This window comes from Pseudoalteromonas sp. MBR-15 (genome assembly GCF_053628915.1).
This window is the reverse complement of sequence record NZ_JBRJHH010000001.1, coordinates 75,425-91,577: the sequence shown is the minus strand read 5'-3', so window position 1 is coordinate 91,577 and position 16,153 is coordinate 75,425. Positions and strand designations below refer to the sequence as shown.

Genomic DNA, 16,153 nt, shown 5'->3' with positions numbered 1-16,153 from the left:
GCGTTTAACTAGCCTCAATATGTTGATGTGCTTTAAAGCTCATGCCTAAATAATTAAAGGTATTTTTAAACATGTCAATAAACGCATTCGGCGCTTTAGCAGAGCCTGCATTTGATAACAGTGAAAACTGTTTTTCACGCAGTGTTCTCAGTTTTGGTCTGAGTGTTTCGTCATCCATATAATCGGTTATGCGGTCTAAAAATGCTTTGAACTGGGGTGTCGTGTTATACCAGTAAACAGGCGATGCAAGTACCCAATGCTCGTACCTTAATAACACCTCGAACACCGCATAAAAATCATCATTTTTGTACTGCTTGTCATAGCAATATGGCGAGATACTATAATCATCAAGGCAAACCACATCGCCACCATATTGTGCTTTATAATCATTTACTTGCAAACTTGTATTACCTTGTTTTCGGGCACTTGAATAGATAATTACCGTGTTTGTAGTCGGTTTTTTTTGCATTACTGTCACTCCTTTTTTTATGATGGGTGCAGCGTAAAACCTCAAGCTAACTTTAGGTCAATACTTAGGAGTAAAATATGTCAGGGTGTGAGAAAAAACTTGTTGAAGCGAACCTATCCGTTGGCTTTGTAGCAAAACGCAGCGGTGTAAAAGTATCGACTTTGCATTTTTATGAATCAAAAGGACTTATTCGCAGCTGGCGAAATAATGGAAATCAACGCCGCTATAAGCCCGATGTACTACGCCGAATTGCGGTTATTAAAGCAGCGCAAACCATGGGGATTACTCTTGAAGACATCAAGCAAACATTAAGCACCTTACCTGAACAACGCACGCCAACAAAGCAAGATTGGGCAGCACTTTCTAAAGTCTGGCAAACTCAATTAGATGAAAAAATTCAATACATGCAGCGATTACGCGAACGCGTTAATGGCTGCATCGGCTGTGGGTGCTTATCAATGGCCAAATGCCCTATCTACAACAAAGATGATTATTTAGGCGAAGAGCACAGCGGCGCTGTGCTGTTAGAAAGAGATTAAAGTTTTTAACGCCAATTGTCTTTCTCTAGGCTAACTATTTAAATTAACTGTAAATAATACAGTGAAAACAGCGCACTACAGTTAACGATGATAGTTAACCACAGTACGGCGATAAAGCTGCGCTTTTTTGATTTATGCCTGAACCATTGTTGCGCAATTAATGATCCAGGCCAGCCGCCAAACACACCTAAGAGGTGTAATGTGCGTTCAGGCACACGGATCACATCTTCACCATGTTGCACTGCTAATCGTTTATCCCAGCCATACACTAAAAAGCTAATTAAGCTTATACCGCTGTAAATCCCAGCGATAAGGTATGGCATATTTAACAGCCAACAGGCGAGCCATAACAATGCTAAAAACAACAATGAAAATGTAATTAATGTTTTCTTAATCAATGAACTATCGCCTATACTCAGCTAAACGAACGAAATTTATTAGGCTGTATTATGGCATATATAAAATCATTTTTACTATCACTGTGCTTTTGCTCTTTAACAGCACTTGCAACAGAGCAACCTCTCGATGAAAAACTAAAAGTGTTTGAGCCTTACTTAGGCACTTGGCAATCAGACTTCAACGTAACAGCAGGCAAACCAGCAGTACAAGATGTAAGTACGTGGCAACGAGCACTAAACGGCACCGCCATTAAAACACTTCACTCTATTAACGAGGGTGAATACGGTGGCGAATCGATGATTTTCTGGGACAGCAAGAAACAATCGCTGGTTTTTTATTACTTCACCACCGCAGGCTTTTACACGCAAGGTACGATGAATGTTTTGAGCCCGACACAGTTTGTTGCCTACGAGAATGTGACTGGCAATAAAGAGGGAATTACAAAAGTTAAATCAACCAGCGAATTTAAAGATAACCAGTTTGTGGTGTCGACATCGTACCTTAAGAAAGGGCAATGGACTAAACCTGAAACACGCACTTATACCCGTAGTAATAAACAGGTGGTATTTAAGTAACGCGTATTTAAGTATTTAAAATAAACTAGGGTAAGGCGACTTAGCCTTACCCCGTAAGTCAGTTAGTGTCTAAAATCAGCCATTAATGCAGGGATCCCAGGCAACATTCCTACAAGAGCCATAACCCCCGTTAAAATAATAAACATCACTAATGGAATAATCCAACGACTCATTTGGCTTAATTCAGCGCTTCGTTCTTTACAACCAATTAAACCTAAATTATCGAGCAACATCGTTAATGACCAGCCAAATGCTGGATTAACCAAGGTTGATGAAAACACCACTATGGCTGCTGATTGCGTGGTTTTACCTTCTCGGGTCATTTCCATGCCTGCTTCAAGTAAGGGAATAAATACCCCAACAATCAAGGCTACACACAATACGGGTTGCCAAATAGCTAAATCCATTGGGTAACCCCAAATACTGGCAATAATACAAAATAATGCAGTTAAAACTGCACCCGCAGGGATTGGGCGTTTCGCAATGGCTGCTGGCACAATATAGGTGCCCCATGAGGAGGTAAAGTTTGAACCACCGAGAAGCGAGCCAAACGTTTGACGAATTGACGCACTGAACATTGTGTCGTCAATGTTCATTTGTACTTTTTCAGTACGTTCTGGGTAACTAATTTTTTGGAACACTTGATGACCTAAAAAGTCGGGAGACCACATCGCCACAGCCAGTACAGCAAATGGCAATACCACCACAAAACTTTCGAGTGTGGGTAGGCCTAACATCCAGCCTGTATTTTCACCCCACCAATACATTGGGTTCATATTCGGCAAGCCCGGCGCTGTTTTAAATTCAAAAGGTGCGCCAAGTGAAAAGGCAAGTAACCCCCCTAATAAACAGCTTAATGGCACAGCAAGCCAACGCTTTTTATAATGCTCAAGTAATGCATAAAGCACAATGGTTGATAAGATCACGATAAATGCGATATGAGTCATATCAATGCCTTCGGCCCACGCAAACAGCTTTTTAACCTGTGAAATAGTGCCAATAAAACCAAGGTAAAGAAGCAAACCACCGCACACACCGCGACTGGTTAACCCAGCGAGTAAACTCCCCCCTTTACTGAGCGCTAATAGCAAGCCAAACGCCCCAATTAGTAAACCAAATGCCATGGGATGACCTCCCGCAGCAACAACAATTGGAATTAAAGGAATAAGTGGTCCATGCGTTCCAGCTAAGTTTGCCGTTGGTAAAAAGAATCCTGAAAACAATAAAATAAAGATGGATACAATTAATAGCTCGTAGCGCACATTTTCTAATATAAAACCTTCGCCAAGACCAAGTGGTGCTGCAAACGTAGCTGCAATGGCTCCCACCATCACTACTTTACCGATTGTACCGGCCATTGCTGGAATTGAATCTTCGAGCTCAAAGCGATAATCCCTAAAAGGTAAGTTAGGACGCCAACGCTTTGGCTGCATAATTTGTAGTTCGTGTTCTAGGTATTCATCGCGACTTGAAAATTCACTGCTGGGTTTATGAAGTGCTTGATAGCTTTTTTGTCCACTAAGCGTCTCTGATTCCTGATCAGCAGGCGTTTTTGACGCTTCATGCTGCCTCATATTCATGACTTCTCCTACTACTTATCTTGAAAAATTGTGTGAGTATTTATTTTTTACTTAGGGTAAAGCAGCAAGACACAAAACACGATTAGGCAAAAGGTAGGGTATGAATTTTGAAAAACACCTTTCAAGCGAAAAGCACAGCAGGTAAATACATTGTAATTAATTGATTTTTAATTAATTTAATTAATATGAGACAGTATTTTTAAATTTTAATACCCAGTAAAAAGTCAGAATTGAACGCATTAACTATTAGTCTAATAAATTGCCTAAATAGTAAACGCTAAAGTACGGTATAAAAACAAAAGCCGTCAGTTACTCAGTAATCTGACGGCTTGAAGTTTGCGACTCAACCGCTATTTGGTTTTAAGTTTATTAAGCTCATCATCCTGCTGTGCCACGAGCGCATTGAGCGTTTGACTACCGTCGCCGGCTTGAGTCGAGAGCTCGGCTAGTTGCGATGCAGCATCTGAGATTAGGGTTAGATTACGGTTAATCTCCTCGGTTACTGAGCTTTGCTCTTCAGCTGCTGTCGCAATGTGGGTGATCTGTTGCGTAATTTCATCCACTTTAACAACTACTTCATGCAGCGCATCAAATGCAACAGACGTTTCGTCTACCGCAGTTTGAGCACGCACAACCCCTTGCTCAATGACTTTTGACGCATTACCGACCTCTAGCTGTAAGCTGTCGATTAAACCACTGATATCGTCAGTTGATGCGCGTGTTTTTGACGCAAGTGCACGCACTTCATCCGCAACAACAGCAAAGCCTCGACCTTGCTCACCCGCTCTCGCAGCCTCAATTGCGGCATTGAGCGCTAATAAGTTGGTTTGCTCTGCAATGGTTCTGATCACATCGAGTATTTGTGTAATGTCATTACTTCGCGCAGCCACTTTTTCAACGGCTTGGTTCGCTTGTTTAATCTCACTCGACATCGTTTTAACTTGAGTTACCGCCGACGATAAGCTCGACTCACTGTTTACAACAAGGCTATTAATTTCGTCTGCTTGCAGTGCCGATTGCTCAGAAGCTCGTGCCACTTCAAGGGCAGTCGCACTCATTTCGTTCATGGCTGTAACCACGCTTTCAATCTCTTGGAACTGTGATTGAACATTGTGTTTTGTATCTACCGACACATGCGTCGCTAATTCAGCTTGTTGTTTTGTCTGCGCAGAAACATTTTTCAGTTCACAGATAAGATCTCTTAATTTAGCTAAGAAAGCATTAAACCCTGTTGCCAACGCAATCAACTCTTCATGGGTATCAACATGCAATGTTTGTGTTAAATCGCCCTCTGAACTTGCCAAATTATCAACCCGTTGCTGTATCTGCTGAAGAGGAGCGACGATCGTACGGATCACCAGCAACATGATCACAAAAGCAGCGCCTGCGATAATAATTCCGGTGACTAAAATCAATCCTCCAAGCGTATTAGCATTTTCGCTCATGCTGTCAGCTAATGCTTGCGGCCCTTCAAGAGCAAGTTCAGTCGGCACTTCGATTAATAAATTCCACTGCTTTTTAGCAAGCTTAATGGTGATGGGGTAGTTAACTAAATACTCGTCCTCGACCTTAAAAATTCCGTTTTGTTTTTTTAATCTGTTGTAGTTATCAAGCATATTTTTAGGCACGACTTCTTTAAGTGGTCGGCCTAATTTATCTTTGTAATGACTGCTCCCTACAACCAAATCAAGCGAGCTTAATAAGGTTACGCGCGCTTTTCCGTTATACAGCTCTTTTGACAGTTTTTCTGTCATTGTTTGGAACACGGGTAACGTTAAATCAACCCCTGCAACACCAATGAACTCACTGTTTCTAATAATAGGCACCGTAAGTGAGGTCATCATTTCTGAATAACCTGGCGAAATTTCGTATAGATACGGCTCCATAATGCACGGGACTTTCGTGTCTTTTGCACAAAGGTACCATTCGGCTTCTCGTTGACCGAATTCGCTCAGTTTATCTACATATTTTTCTTCTACGTCTTCAACCACTTGCTGCTCAATAGCACCATCACGATTACGCGTAAAATAAATTTCTAGGGTACCTGCCCCTGCAACTGAATGATCATAACCACTTATAAAATTCGCATCACGACCATCAAAACCATTGCGTTCGAATTGGGTATAGATAGATGAAAGAAGTGTATTTTTTTCTAATAATGCGCGGTTTAATTCAACCACAGCATCACGCGTAATGGCATTTGCAGCTTGTTCATCACCGAGGATAGCTGCAAATGAATAAGGCACACGGTAAGCTTCATTTATAAAGCCAGCGACTTGTTCGCCATATGCTGCCGCATTGGAAGAAAGTTTATCTTCAACCTCGGCAACAATTAATTTTTCAGACTGCCCAGCAAGTTGCTCATTACTTTGTGAAAGCTGCCACCAGAGCACACTAGAAAGTACAAACACTGTAATAAAAATGCTTCCTACGGTAAGCCATAAAAGCTTTTTTGCTAATGCTAACTGCCGCATTGAATATTCCCGTTTTTATTGTTTATTTGATAATAGTTTAGACTATCTTGCTAAACTAACAGCAACAAACATAAAAAAAGTATGAGTTTTTACTTTTTATTCAACGACCAGGTCGTAACAGATGCCATTGCTAATAAAGCCACACTCACCCATAAACACGCAACCAGCCCGAACACCTGAAACACCCAACCAGAGAGCACCGTTCCCACTAGTCGTCCTAACGCATTTGCCATGTAATAAAAGCCCACGTCGAGCGACACGCCATCGTTGTCAGCGAAACTAACAATTAAGTAGCTATGCAACGATGAATTGACCGCAAAAATGAAGCCAAAAATCAATAAACCAATCAATAAGCTTAGTTGCATAAACACGTTTAATGTCAGTGTTGTAGCCAACAAACAGGTGAATAGTGTTAATGCTGTTACCCACATTGCAGCTTGGCGTGTTGGCAAAAAACCTACTTTTTTATGGCCTGTGATACGCGGTGCCTGAGTTTGCACTAAACCGTAGCCAATTACCCAACACGCTAAAAAGCCACTCACCCACCAGTGTTGCCAACCAAACTGCGTTGCCAAATACACAGGCAGTGCCACTACAAACCACACATCTCGCGAAGCAAATAAGCACATTCGGGCAAAGCTGAGTAAATTAATTGCCCGCGATTTTGAGAATAAGGTTTTGAATTTTGGCTTATTCTTAGCTTTTCCGATGTCAGCATTAAGCGTAAGCAGGCTTAAAATCCAAACCACTCCCAGCATCACTAACATGGCAAAAATAGCGCCTGTGAAACCAAATAATGTGAGTAACACGCCGCCTAAAAAGAAGCCGAGTCCTTTCAACGCATTTTTAGATCCAGTTAGAATAGCAACCCATTTATACAGGGTTGACTCTCCCTCATGCCCTTTAGGTACCAAATACTTTATCGCACTTTTAGCACTCATTTTATTCAAGTCTTTAGCAATACCACTCAGCGCTTGTGCAGTCATGACAAACCCGACCGTTAACCAGTGACTGGGCGCACACAACATGGCGAGCGCAACAAGTTGCAACAATAATCCCAAATTCATGGTTTTATTGAGCCCCAAACGTGCCCCGAGCCAGCCACCGACTAAGTTGGTAATTACACCAAATACTTCATAAAACAAAAACAGCATGGCAATTGCTAATGCTTCATACCCAAGCTGATGAAAATACAGCACCACCAGCATTCTGAGCGCCCCATCGGTGAGGGTAAACGCCCAGTAGTTACCGGTTATTATTAGGTATTGTTTTAATTCGTTTGGCAAAGCTGCCAATTGTTCACGCATCAAAATACCTTAAGACAATGCCACTTTACGAACCAGCTCAGCAGTGCGATTTGCATAACCCCACTCGTTGTCGTACCAAACGTAAAGCTTTAATTGGGTATCGTTAACAACCATTGTTGAGAGCGCATCGATAATGCCACTGCGAGGATCGGTTTTATAATCAATAGACACTAATGGCTTTTCTTCGTAACCTAAAATGCCTTTTAACTCACCGTCAGCGGCTTCTTTAAACCACGCATTGACTTGTTTTTCAGTCACGCTTTCTTTTAATTCAAACACACAGTCGGTGATTGACGCATTGGTCAGTGGCACTCGCACTGCATGACCATTTAATTTTCCTTTTAATTCAGGGAAAATATGGGTAATAGCGGTAGCGCTGCCTGTTGTGGTGGGGATCAAACTTGTGCCGCAAGAACGCGCACGACGCAAGTCTTTATGAGGCGCATCAATAATAGTTTGCGTGTTCGTTATGTCATGAATGGTGGTCATTGAGCCGTGCTTAATACCAACCTTTTCCTGTAGTACTTTTACAACAGGCGCTAAACAGTTCGTGGTACACGACGCCGCTGTAACAAGTTGATGCTGTTGTGGATTATAAAGATGATCGTTCACCCCCATCACAATATTTAACACGCCGTCTTCTTTAACCGGCGCAGTGACAACCACTCGCTTTACACCTTGCGCTAAGTATTCATCGAGTAAGGCTTTGGTTTTCATTTTACCGCTGGCTTCAATCACGATATCGCAGTTTGACCAGTCAGTTTCTGCGATGGTTTTGTTGTTAGACACAGCAATTGTATGATGAGCAACACGAATGGTATCGTGCTCCACCGTGACAGGCGTCTGTAATCGGCCGTGCACCGAATCAAACTCAAATAAATGAGCATGGGTAATTGCATCACCGGCAGGGTCGTTAATTTGAACGCATTCAAGTTCAGGCCAATTCAGTGCTGCTCTAAGTGTTAAGCGTCCCATGCGGCCAAAACCATTAATACCTATTTTAATTGTCATTGTGCTGTCCTCTTTAACAACAGTGCGCTTGACGTTCGGGGCGATTCCCCATCGTTTCAAGTCGGGTTAAGTCAGTGTCGATTAGCTGAAAATTTGAGTCTAACGTCGCTTTTAGAATTTGCTGCGTCCAGTTAGGTAAATCTGAGTTTAGTTGGTAGTAAACCCACTGGCTTTGTTTTCTATCTGATAATAGCCCTGACTTTCGAAGTAGTGCCAAATGGCGAGAGATCTTCGGTTGGCTCAATGCCAAAGCCGCCACTAATTCACACACACACAATTCTTGCTGATGCATGATCAGCAACAACGTTTTTAAGCGTGTTTCATCTGCTAAGCATTTAAAAAAAGCCGTAGGTTCTAAGTTATTCATAGCATCACCTTCGTTAGATAACGCTACTATATATGGAAAAACGAATATAAAAAACTCATATATGAAAAAACATATATTAAAGTTTTATGACACCCCGTGCTGTGTTTGCCACTGTGTTGGTGATACCCCAAACCAGGCCTTAAAACGACGACTAAAAATAGACAATTCTGCATAACCTAACCGCAAGGCTAAATCGGTCATACTTACATTACCGTGTTGAAGTAGTCGAACGGCTTCTGACTTTCTAACATCATCAAGCAGTTGTCGATAAGTCGTTTCATGCATAGTTAAAATACGCTGTAACTTTTTAGGGTGAACACCCATACTTAATGCTGTGTTTTCTTTACTACAGTCCCCTGTTGCCAATAGCATTTTCATGGCGCTTTCAATATGCAGCATTTCATCTGGGAGCTTATTTATACGCTGCATCTCAAGCTGATCTGCAATGAGGGTATCGAGAATGGCATCATTGAGTTTTGGTTTATACGTTAAAAACGCACTCGAAAAATAAATAGCATCAGTATCAGCATTAAATTCAACCTCACAGCCAAGCACCTTGGCAAACAAGGCCGTGTGTTCACTCACTGGCGACTGCCGAAGGCATACTTTATCGGCTCGCCACTTGGGACCCACCAGCTCTTTCATTACTTTATTGACTAAACACACAGCCAGTTGCGCTTTTTGAACAAATTCCTGCTTTTCATCAGACAAACGGACAAATCGTACTTCGCAGCTATTTTGCCCATATAAAGCAAGGTTAAGCACAATGCCCTCTGCATGTAGATAAATATATTTTTGGGCTACGTTTAACGCATCAAGAATCGTTGGCTGGCGCGACATATACGCCCCAATAAGGCCCACGGTGCTCATACTTTGTTGACTCCCTAATTTTAAGCCAAAGCATGGTTCGTCACAGGCTGCTGCAGCGAGTTCTAAAAGCTGTAAATAGTGGCTATAAACAACAAAGCTGTCGGGGTCACGTAATTGTGCAGGTAAAATGCCCGCGTGTTCCAATAGCGTATTTGGGTTTACCCCGTAACGCCTGACCAAACCTTCAAAGCCCGCCAAGCTTGATGAGCGTATTAAACTTTCCACAAAAATACCATATGTCCCAAAGAGTCATTTCAGTGTCCTAAAAAGTCAAATTAACTGCAAGTATTTTATTTAAGCTATCAGTTACCTTTGCTATTAGAGCACCGACATGAACATTGCAAAACATCCAGTCATTATCGACGACATTCTGCACACCACACTTGCAAAGCAACGCGCATTTGCAAAAGCCCAAGGGATAGAAAGCTATGAACAACGTCGTGAGCACTTACTTGCTTTAAAAGCCTTAATTACCAATAACCAAGAACGTATTATTAAGGCTATTAATCTCGACTATGGTAATCGTTCACGCCACGAAACGCTGCTTGCAGAGATCATCAATGCCTGTGCCGATATTAACAGTACACTCAAGCAACTAAAAAAGTGGATGAAAGTACAAAAACGTCATGTAGATCATCGCATGTACTTTGGAGCTAAAAACCGAGTGATACCACAGCCACTAGGGGTGGTTGGGTTGATCATTCCGTGGAACTTCCCAATAAATTTGGCATTTAGTCAGTTGGCAGCTGCCTTTGCCGCGGGTAATAAAGCCATGGTTAAAATGTCAGAGAATTCCCGTCATTTAAGTGCCCTACTCGCTGAGCTTGTTGGTCATTATTTCAAACCTGAAAAATTAGCCTTTTTTTGTGAAACAGGTGAAGTAGGGATTGCCTTTTCAAAGTTGCCATTTGATCACTTAATGTTTACCGGTTCCGGCGAAACGGGTAAAAAAGTAATGGCAGCGGCGGCAAAAAACTTGACCCCAGTTACCTTAGAGTTAGGTGGTAAGTCGCCTGCTGTCATCGCAAAGGATTACCCAATGCAAAAGGCTGTAGAACGAATAATGTATGTTAAACAGCTTAATGCGGGGCAAATTTGCACTAATGTTGATTATGTTTTTGTGCATCAATCGCAATGTGAGCACTTTATAGAAACAGCGACCCATTGGGCAAAAAAACACCTACCCGATATTCACAGTGAAGACTACACAGCCATTATTGATGACCGCGCATTTAAGCGTTTAGTTGATTGCGTTGCTGACGCTCAGCAACTCGGTGCCAAAGTGATCACACTGGGTAAACAAGCTGCCGATGCAAAAACACGAAAGTTCCCGCTCACGATCATTATGCATAGTAATGACAATATGCACATTGATACTCGCGAAACTTTCGGCCCTATTTTAATGCTCAAAACTTACCACTCTCCCCAACAGGTGGTTGATTACGTCAGCGAACGAGATAGACCGTTGGCCTTTTACCCGTTTAGCTACGACAAGTCATTAATCAACTACTATATTGATAGCATTATGTCTGGTGGTGTTAGCGTCAACGACGCGTTATTTCATGTTGGGCAACATGACTTACCTTTTGGGGGAGTCGGTGCCAGTGGTATGGGGCATTATCATGGCTACGAAGGGTTTTTAACGTTCTCAAAATTACGCCCGGTGTTTTATCAAGCCAGATTTACTAGCATTAAGTTTTTAGCACCTCCGTACGGTAAATTTGCTGACCGGCTATTAGCCTTTTTAACCCGAATAAACTCATAACAATAAACCCCAACAGGTGACAACAATGCAGCAAGATAATTTTGATTTTGACCAAATAGTTATTGGTTCAGGCTTTGGTGGCTCCGTGAGTGCCTTGCGTTTAAGTGAAAAAGGCAATCGGGTTTTAGTACTCGAAAAAGGCCTACGCCGAGATGATAAAGCATTCCCAAAAACCAATTTAGATATTAAAAACTACATGTGGCAACCCGAAATTGGTTTAAAAGGCTGTATTCAATTTTCGTTTACCAATAAAGTCACTGTGTTACACGGTGTGGGTGTCGGGGGAGGTTCGCAAATTTATGCTAATGTGCATTTAATACCGGATGACGAAGTATTTCAATCTCCTGCATGGACACGTATAAAGCCAGACTGGAAAGAAAGCTTAATGCCCTATTATGGGCTTGCTCAGCGTATGCTCGGCAGTGCCAAAAACACCTACACCAATGTCGCCGATGACACACTCAAACATGTGGCAGAAGAAATGGGCCAAGGCAGCTCATTTAAAACCGTCAATACGGGAGTGCTATTTGCCAAGCCCGGTGAAGCGTACAATAAAGAAGTACCCGATCCTTACTTTAATGGCGATGGTCCACGTCGTCACACCTGCAACTACTGTGGCAGTTGTATGATTGGCTGTCGTAACAATGCCAAAAATACGCTAATGAAAAACTACCTCTTTTTTGCTGAGCGAAACGGGGTTGAAATTAGACCTAGCTCCGAAGTCATTAAAATCACCCCTCTTAATGACGATGGCAGTGCAGGCTATAAAATTAAAATAAAAGATACGAGCCATAAAAACAGCCATATCTACACCCTAAAAACCCGCGGAGTAGTGCTAAGTGCAGGTGTAATGGGCACAGTACCGTTGCTATTGAAAATGCGCGACCAAGATAAAACACTTCCCCATATTTCGCCATGGCTTGGGCAACAAATTCGCACTAACTCAGAAACGCTCACAACCGCAAACAATACAACTAAAAAAGTGGATGACGGCGTTGCAATCAGTTCGTTTATTTCTGTAGATAAAGACACAAATATTGAGATTTGTCGTTTTCGAGAAGGCTCAGATGGTACCTGGCTCTATTTGCCCTACGTACCAATGGTGACAGGCACAGGAGTTAAACGTATTGCAAAATTTTTACTAAACACAGTACGCCATCCAATTAAAACCGCCAAAGTACTCAGACCGAAGGGAAAAGCTCGCAGCTCTATTTTGTTCTTAGTGATGCAAAAATCAGAAGCTTTTATCCACCTTGAGTGGCGTCGAAAATGGTATCGATTATTTAAAAAGGGTATCACCGCAGTACAAAAAGCCGAAGATACCCCACTGACAGTCTCATTTCCAAAAGCAGAAGAAGCCACCAAACGCTATGCGGAGAAACTCGGCGGCGTACCCGGTTCAGCATTAACCGAAGTGTTATTTGGAGCCCCCATGACGGCACATATCATGAGCGGCGTAGCTATGGGTGCCGATGCGCAAACAGGCGTGGTCGACACCTCTGGTGAAGTTTTCGGTTACAAAAACCTACGCGTTATCGACGGTTCAATTATTCCGGGTAACTTAGGCGTTAACCCTTCTTTAACCATTACTGCCCTCTCTGAGTTTGCGATGAGCCAAATACCTGTTTTTGATGAGCAACGCGCAAAAACAATCAAGCCCATTTCGTTCAGCGAACCTTTAGCCGGTCAAACATCATCACTCACAGGCTCGGGTGATTTATTGGCACAAATAAAAAATGTATAAAAAGAACAACACCAAGGACACAAAAATGATAACAAAATTAATAAATCTCAGCCTATTAGCGTGTGTAATGTGTACTCATTACACACAAGCAGAAAGTGACCTAACGAGTAAACCTGCAAGTAAATTCACCGTTCAAAAAAACCAACAGTTGTTACAAACACTCCCTTTTAATGATAAAACTGACTTTGCACTTGCCAGTAAAGGGCTCATTGCTAAACCCCAAAATAAGCACATATTAAATGCAAATGGTGAGGTTATTTGGGACTTCAATCAATTTGATTTTTTAAAAGAACACGACTTTATCCCCTCCATAAACCCAAGCCTTCATCGCCAGGCGTTACTCAATCTAAATTACGGGCTTTTTAAAGTTTCTGAGCATATATATCAGGTAAGAGGCTTTGATTTAGCGAATGTCACTTATGTCAAAGGCGATACCGGATGGATTATATTTGACCCCCTTACCGTTCCTGAAACAGCCAAAGCAGCACACGATTTAATAACAAAGCACCTAGGTGATAGACCCATTAAAGCCATTGTTTACAGCCATGCACATGCCGATCATTTTGGCGGGGTAAAAGGCATAATTAGTCAACAACAAGTCGATAATAACGACGTACAGGTAATTGCCCCCGCGCACTTTATGGAACACGTTGTAAAAGAGTCTGTTTTGGCTGGCAATGCAATGCAGCGTCGCGCTGGGTATCAATATGGAAGTATTATTGGTAAAAATGAACTATCTACAGTTGATAGTGCGCTAGGTAAAGGGATTGCGTTCGGCTATGTTAGCTTAATCGCGCCTACCCGTATTATTGAACAGCCTCAAGAAACCATTGTTGTCGACGGCATTGAAATGGTAATGAAAAACACACCGAACACCGAATCGCCTTCAGAAATGAATACCTGGTTTCCTCAATTTAAAACTTTATGGATGGCCGAAAACACGGTCGCAGGTATGCACAACATTTATACAATTCGTGGGGCAGAAACGAGGGATGCATCACAATGGAGCAAAAAAATAAACCAAACTTTACAACAGTTTGGTAAGCAAGCCGACATACTAATTGCTTCACACCATTGGCCTCGATGGGGTAATAAGAATATTGTTCATTACCTTGAAAAACAACGTGATATGTACGGATACATGCATGATCAGGCTCTCAATTTAGCCAATCAAGGGGTTACGATAAACGAAATCCATAACCAATTTACAGTACCGGAAAGTTTATCGAACGAATGGTTTAACCGCGGCTATCATGGCTCTGTTAGCCACAACGTAAGAGGCATTATTAATAAGTATCTTGGCTTTTTTGATATGAACCCTGCCACACTTAATAAACTCAGCCCTGCCGATTCTGCAAAACGATACGTAAAACTCGCAGGCGGTAGCAAGGCAATGCTAAACGAGGCACAAACGGCATTTAATAATGGTGAATATAGATGGGTAGCAGAACTGCTAAATCACTTAGTTTATGCGGAACCTGAGAATCAAGCAGCCATTGCATTACAAGCTGATACATTAGAACAATTAGGCTACCAAGCTGAAAATGCAGGTTGGAGAAATGCATACTTATCTGCAGCTTATGAGCTTAGAAATGGCATGCCAAGCAGTGTAAATAAAACAGAAATTGGGCCAGACATCATCAAAGCAATGAGTACTGAACTCGTCTTTGACTATTTAGGTGTGCGATTAAATGCCGAAAAAGCGGCTCAACATCAGTTTATTATCAATATTCAGCTACCGGATACCCAAGAACAGTTCGTTATTGAGTTAAACAACGCCCACTTAAACAACTTAGCAAACACACAAAGTGAGCATGCTGATTTAACGCTAACGCTTAATCGTGCAGATTTAGATTTACTTTTAATGAAACAGGTCGACTTTAAGCGCTTACTTGAAAGCAATAAAGCCAGTTTCAAAGGTGATATCCAAAAATTTGCCTTATTGATTAGCTTAATTGACAACTTTGACTATTGGTTTGAAATAGTAAAGCCTTAACGAAGAAGGTGGGCTATTTAAGCCCACCTATCAGCGTACTAAATCACTGATAATTCAACAGCAATGTTGCCGCGCGTTGCATTTGAGTAAGGGCACACTTCGTGTGCTTTATTGACTAATGTTTGCGCAGTTTCTTTGTCTAAATCGCCCACTGACACCGCCAATTTAACAGCAATACCAAACCCGCCCTCGATTGGACCAATTGATACTTCAGAGTTGATATGTGTATCACTCGGTAGTTTAACTTTAGCTTGGCCTGCCACTAATTTTAGTGCACCAATAAAGCATGCAGCATAGCCCGCTGCGAATAATTGCTCTGGGTTTGTGCCTTGACCGTCATCACCACCTAACCCTTTAGGTGTTGATAATGCGACATCTAAACGACCGTCATCTGATTTTGCAGTACCTTCACGGCCACCTGTTGCTGTGGCTTTTGCAGTATAGGCAACGCTTTGTAGTTCTTTCATGATTACTCTCCTTTGTGAGTGAATATATTTTGCATGCAAAATATATTAGAACAGCTTTTTGAATATTGCAAATATTTTGTATGCAAATTAAAATACACTCACTGATCATAAGGAATCCACTATGAAGTACCCGCAATTAAAACTCGATAACCAACTTTGCCATCGCTTATATATGGCATCGAATAGCATTGCTCGCGCGTACCGTGATTCACTCAACCAGTTAAATTTGACCTACCCACAGTACGTCGTGATGATGGCATTATGGGAAAAAGACAAGATCAGCATAGCTGAATTACTCGAAAAAACAGCCATTGATGGCGGTGCTATGACGCAAATTTTAAAAAAGATGAGCGAAAAGTCGTTATTGAGTATTTACCAAGACAGCCAAGATAAACGTAAACGCCTAGTTCAACTCGAAGCCAAGGGTAAGGCCTTACAAGATGACGCTGCCAGTATTCCTGAACAAATTCGTTGTCGCTTTCCTAGCATCAATGAGCAACAGGCTTTGCAACTTATTCAGCTTCTCGATTTGGTAAATAGCGATCTTGATTAACAAAAATTATTTGAAAGTGAATTTCGATTACACCGCT

At 41.9% G+C, this 16,153-nt stretch carries 15 protein-coding genes; 6 read left to right on the top strand and 9 right to left on the bottom strand.

Translation table 11 applies throughout. The features are described 5' to 3' along the window. Positions 1 to 4: 4 nt before the first annotated feature. Complete coding sequence (locus ACSSVW_RS00370) at positions 5 to 469, bottom strand: flavodoxin family protein (RefSeq protein ID WP_421420152.1); 465 nt, start codon at positions 467 to 469, stop codon at positions 5 to 7. A 77-nt stretch (positions 470 to 546) separates the two neighbouring features. On the opposite strand from ACSSVW_RS00370, the gene soxR reads away from it, so the two are divergent. Continuing rightward, a complete protein-coding gene (gene soxR, locus ACSSVW_RS00365; RefSeq protein WP_036972328.1) occupies positions 547 to 1,008 on the top strand; it encodes a redox-sensitive transcriptional activator SoxR in 462 nt (153 codons plus the stop codon). Positions 1,009 to 1,046: 38 nt separating this feature from the next. Here soxR and ACSSVW_RS00360 read toward each other — a convergent pair whose 3' ends face one another. After that, positions 1,047 to 1,406: a DUF1294 domain-containing protein gene (locus ACSSVW_RS00360; protein ID WP_036972329.1), complete on the bottom strand. Its 360-nt coding sequence runs from the start codon at positions 1,404 to 1,406 to the stop codon at positions 1,047 to 1,049. 51 nt (positions 1,407 to 1,457) lie between these two features. On the opposite strand from ACSSVW_RS00360, the gene ACSSVW_RS00355 reads away from it, so the two are divergent. Beyond that, positions 1,458 to 1,982, top strand: a complete 525-nt coding sequence (locus ACSSVW_RS00355; protein ID WP_065978941.1) for a hypothetical protein — start codon at positions 1,458 to 1,460, stop codon at positions 1,980 to 1,982. A 62-nt stretch (positions 1,983 to 2,044) separates the two neighbouring features. On the opposite strand, the gene ACSSVW_RS00350 is transcribed toward ACSSVW_RS00355, so the two are convergent. The 6 genes from ACSSVW_RS00350 to ACSSVW_RS00325 form a co-directional block, all read right to left on the bottom strand. After that, the gene (locus ACSSVW_RS00350) at positions 2,045 to 3,562 is read right to left on the bottom strand and encodes a DUF3360 family protein (RefSeq protein ID WP_036972331.1); all 1,518 of its coding nucleotides are present in this window, start codon (positions 3,560 to 3,562) and stop codon (positions 2,045 to 2,047) included. A 350-nt stretch (positions 3,563 to 3,912) separates the two neighbouring features. Next, positions 3,913 to 6,036, bottom strand: a complete 2,124-nt coding sequence (locus tag ACSSVW_RS00345; RefSeq protein ID WP_065978940.1) for a methyl-accepting chemotaxis protein — start codon at positions 6,034 to 6,036, stop codon at positions 3,913 to 3,915. Positions 6,037 to 6,125: 89 nt separating this feature from the next. Then, on the bottom strand, positions 6,126 to 7,343 hold the full coding sequence (gene arsJ, locus ACSSVW_RS00340) for an organoarsenical effux MFS transporter ArsJ (protein WP_036972334.1): 1,218 nt from the start codon (positions 7,341 to 7,343) through the stop codon (positions 6,126 to 6,128). A 9-nt stretch (positions 7,344 to 7,352) separates the two neighbouring features. Further along, positions 7,353 to 8,354, bottom strand: coding sequence for an ArsJ-associated glyceraldehyde-3-phosphate dehydrogenase (locus tag ACSSVW_RS00335; RefSeq protein WP_065978938.1), 1,002 nt, complete (start codon positions 8,352 to 8,354; stop codon positions 7,353 to 7,355). Positions 8,355 to 8,367: 13 nt separating this feature from the next. Next, positions 8,368 to 8,721, bottom strand: a complete 354-nt coding sequence (locus ACSSVW_RS00330) for a metalloregulator ArsR/SmtB family transcription factor (protein ID WP_036972337.1) — start codon at positions 8,719 to 8,721, stop codon at positions 8,368 to 8,370. Positions 8,722 to 8,805: 84 nt separating this feature from the next. After that, complete coding sequence (locus ACSSVW_RS00325) at positions 8,806 to 9,816, bottom strand: AraC family transcriptional regulator (protein WP_036972338.1); 1,011 nt, start codon at positions 9,814 to 9,816, stop codon at positions 8,806 to 8,808. 106 nt (positions 9,817 to 9,922) lie between these two features. Here ACSSVW_RS00325 and ACSSVW_RS00320 point away from each other — a divergent pair, with 106 nt between their 5' ends. From ACSSVW_RS00320 to ACSSVW_RS00310, 3 genes are read left to right on the top strand one after another with little or no spacing between them, the layout of a single operon-like run. Then, complete coding sequence (locus tag ACSSVW_RS00320) at positions 9,923 to 11,356, top strand: coniferyl aldehyde dehydrogenase (protein ID WP_421420142.1); 1,434 nt, start codon at positions 9,923 to 9,925, stop codon at positions 11,354 to 11,356. A 25-nt stretch (positions 11,357 to 11,381) separates the two neighbouring features. Further along, on the top strand, positions 11,382 to 13,100 hold the full coding sequence (locus ACSSVW_RS00315; protein WP_180311713.1) for a GMC family oxidoreductase: 1,719 nt from the start codon (positions 11,382 to 11,384) through the stop codon (positions 13,098 to 13,100). 25 nt (positions 13,101 to 13,125) lie between these two features. After that, positions 13,126 to 15,096, top strand: coding sequence for an alkyl/aryl-sulfatase (locus tag ACSSVW_RS00310; RefSeq protein ID WP_180311714.1), 1,971 nt, complete (start codon positions 13,126 to 13,128; stop codon positions 15,094 to 15,096). Between the two features lie 38 nt (positions 15,097 to 15,134). Here ACSSVW_RS00310 and ACSSVW_RS00305 read toward each other — a convergent pair whose 3' ends face one another. After that, a complete protein-coding gene (locus ACSSVW_RS00305) occupies positions 15,135 to 15,563 on the bottom strand; it encodes an organic hydroperoxide resistance protein (RefSeq protein ID WP_036972342.1) in 429 nt (142 codons plus the stop codon). Positions 15,564 to 15,684: 121 nt separating this feature from the next. Here ACSSVW_RS00305 and ACSSVW_RS00300 point away from each other — a divergent pair, with 121 nt between their 5' ends. Further along, a complete protein-coding gene (locus ACSSVW_RS00300; RefSeq protein ID WP_036972343.1) occupies positions 15,685 to 16,116 on the top strand; it encodes a MarR family winged helix-turn-helix transcriptional regulator in 432 nt (143 codons plus the stop codon). Positions 16,117 to 16,153 lie beyond the last annotated feature (37 nt).

Excerpts from the sequence above, each read along its gene's own strand:
- ACSSVW_RS00370 (WP_421420152.1), bottom strand. The coding sequence starts at position 469 with ATGCAAAAAAAACCGACTACAAACACGGTAATTATCTATTCAAGTGCC.
- soxR (WP_036972328.1), top strand. The coding sequence starts at position 547 with ATGTCAGGGTGTGAGAAAAAACTTGTTGAAGCGAACCTATCCGTTGGC.
- ACSSVW_RS00355 (WP_065978941.1), top strand. The coding sequence starts at position 1,458 with ATGGCATATATAAAATCATTTTTACTATCACTGTGCTTTTGCTCTTTA.
- ACSSVW_RS00350 (WP_036972331.1), bottom strand. The coding sequence starts at position 3,562 with ATGAATATGAGGCAGCATGAAGCGTCAAAAACGCCTGCTGATCAGGAA.
- ACSSVW_RS00345 (WP_065978940.1), bottom strand. The coding sequence starts at position 6,036 with ATGCGGCAGTTAGCATTAGCAAAAAAGCTTTTATGGCTTACCGTAGGA.
- arsJ (WP_036972334.1), bottom strand. The coding sequence starts at position 7,343 with ATGCGTGAACAATTGGCAGCTTTGCCAAACGAATTAAAACAATACCTA.
- ACSSVW_RS00335 (WP_065978938.1), bottom strand. The coding sequence starts at position 8,354 with ATGACAATTAAAATAGGTATTAATGGTTTTGGCCGCATGGGACGCTTA.
- ACSSVW_RS00330 (WP_036972337.1), bottom strand. The coding sequence starts at position 8,721 with ATGAATAACTTAGAACCTACGGCTTTTTTTAAATGCTTAGCAGATGAA.
- ACSSVW_RS00320 (WP_421420142.1), top strand. The coding sequence starts at position 9,923 with ATGAACATTGCAAAACATCCAGTCATTATCGACGACATTCTGCACACC.
- ACSSVW_RS00315 (WP_180311713.1), top strand. The coding sequence starts at position 11,382 with ATGCAGCAAGATAATTTTGATTTTGACCAAATAGTTATTGGTTCAGGC.
- ACSSVW_RS00310 (WP_180311714.1), top strand. The coding sequence starts at position 13,126 with ATGATAACAAAATTAATAAATCTCAGCCTATTAGCGTGTGTAATGTGT.
- ACSSVW_RS00305 (WP_036972342.1), bottom strand. The coding sequence starts at position 15,563 with ATGAAAGAACTACAAAGCGTTGCCTATACTGCAAAAGCCACAGCAACA.
- ACSSVW_RS00300 (WP_036972343.1), top strand. The coding sequence starts at position 15,685 with ATGAAGTACCCGCAATTAAAACTCGATAACCAACTTTGCCATCGCTTA.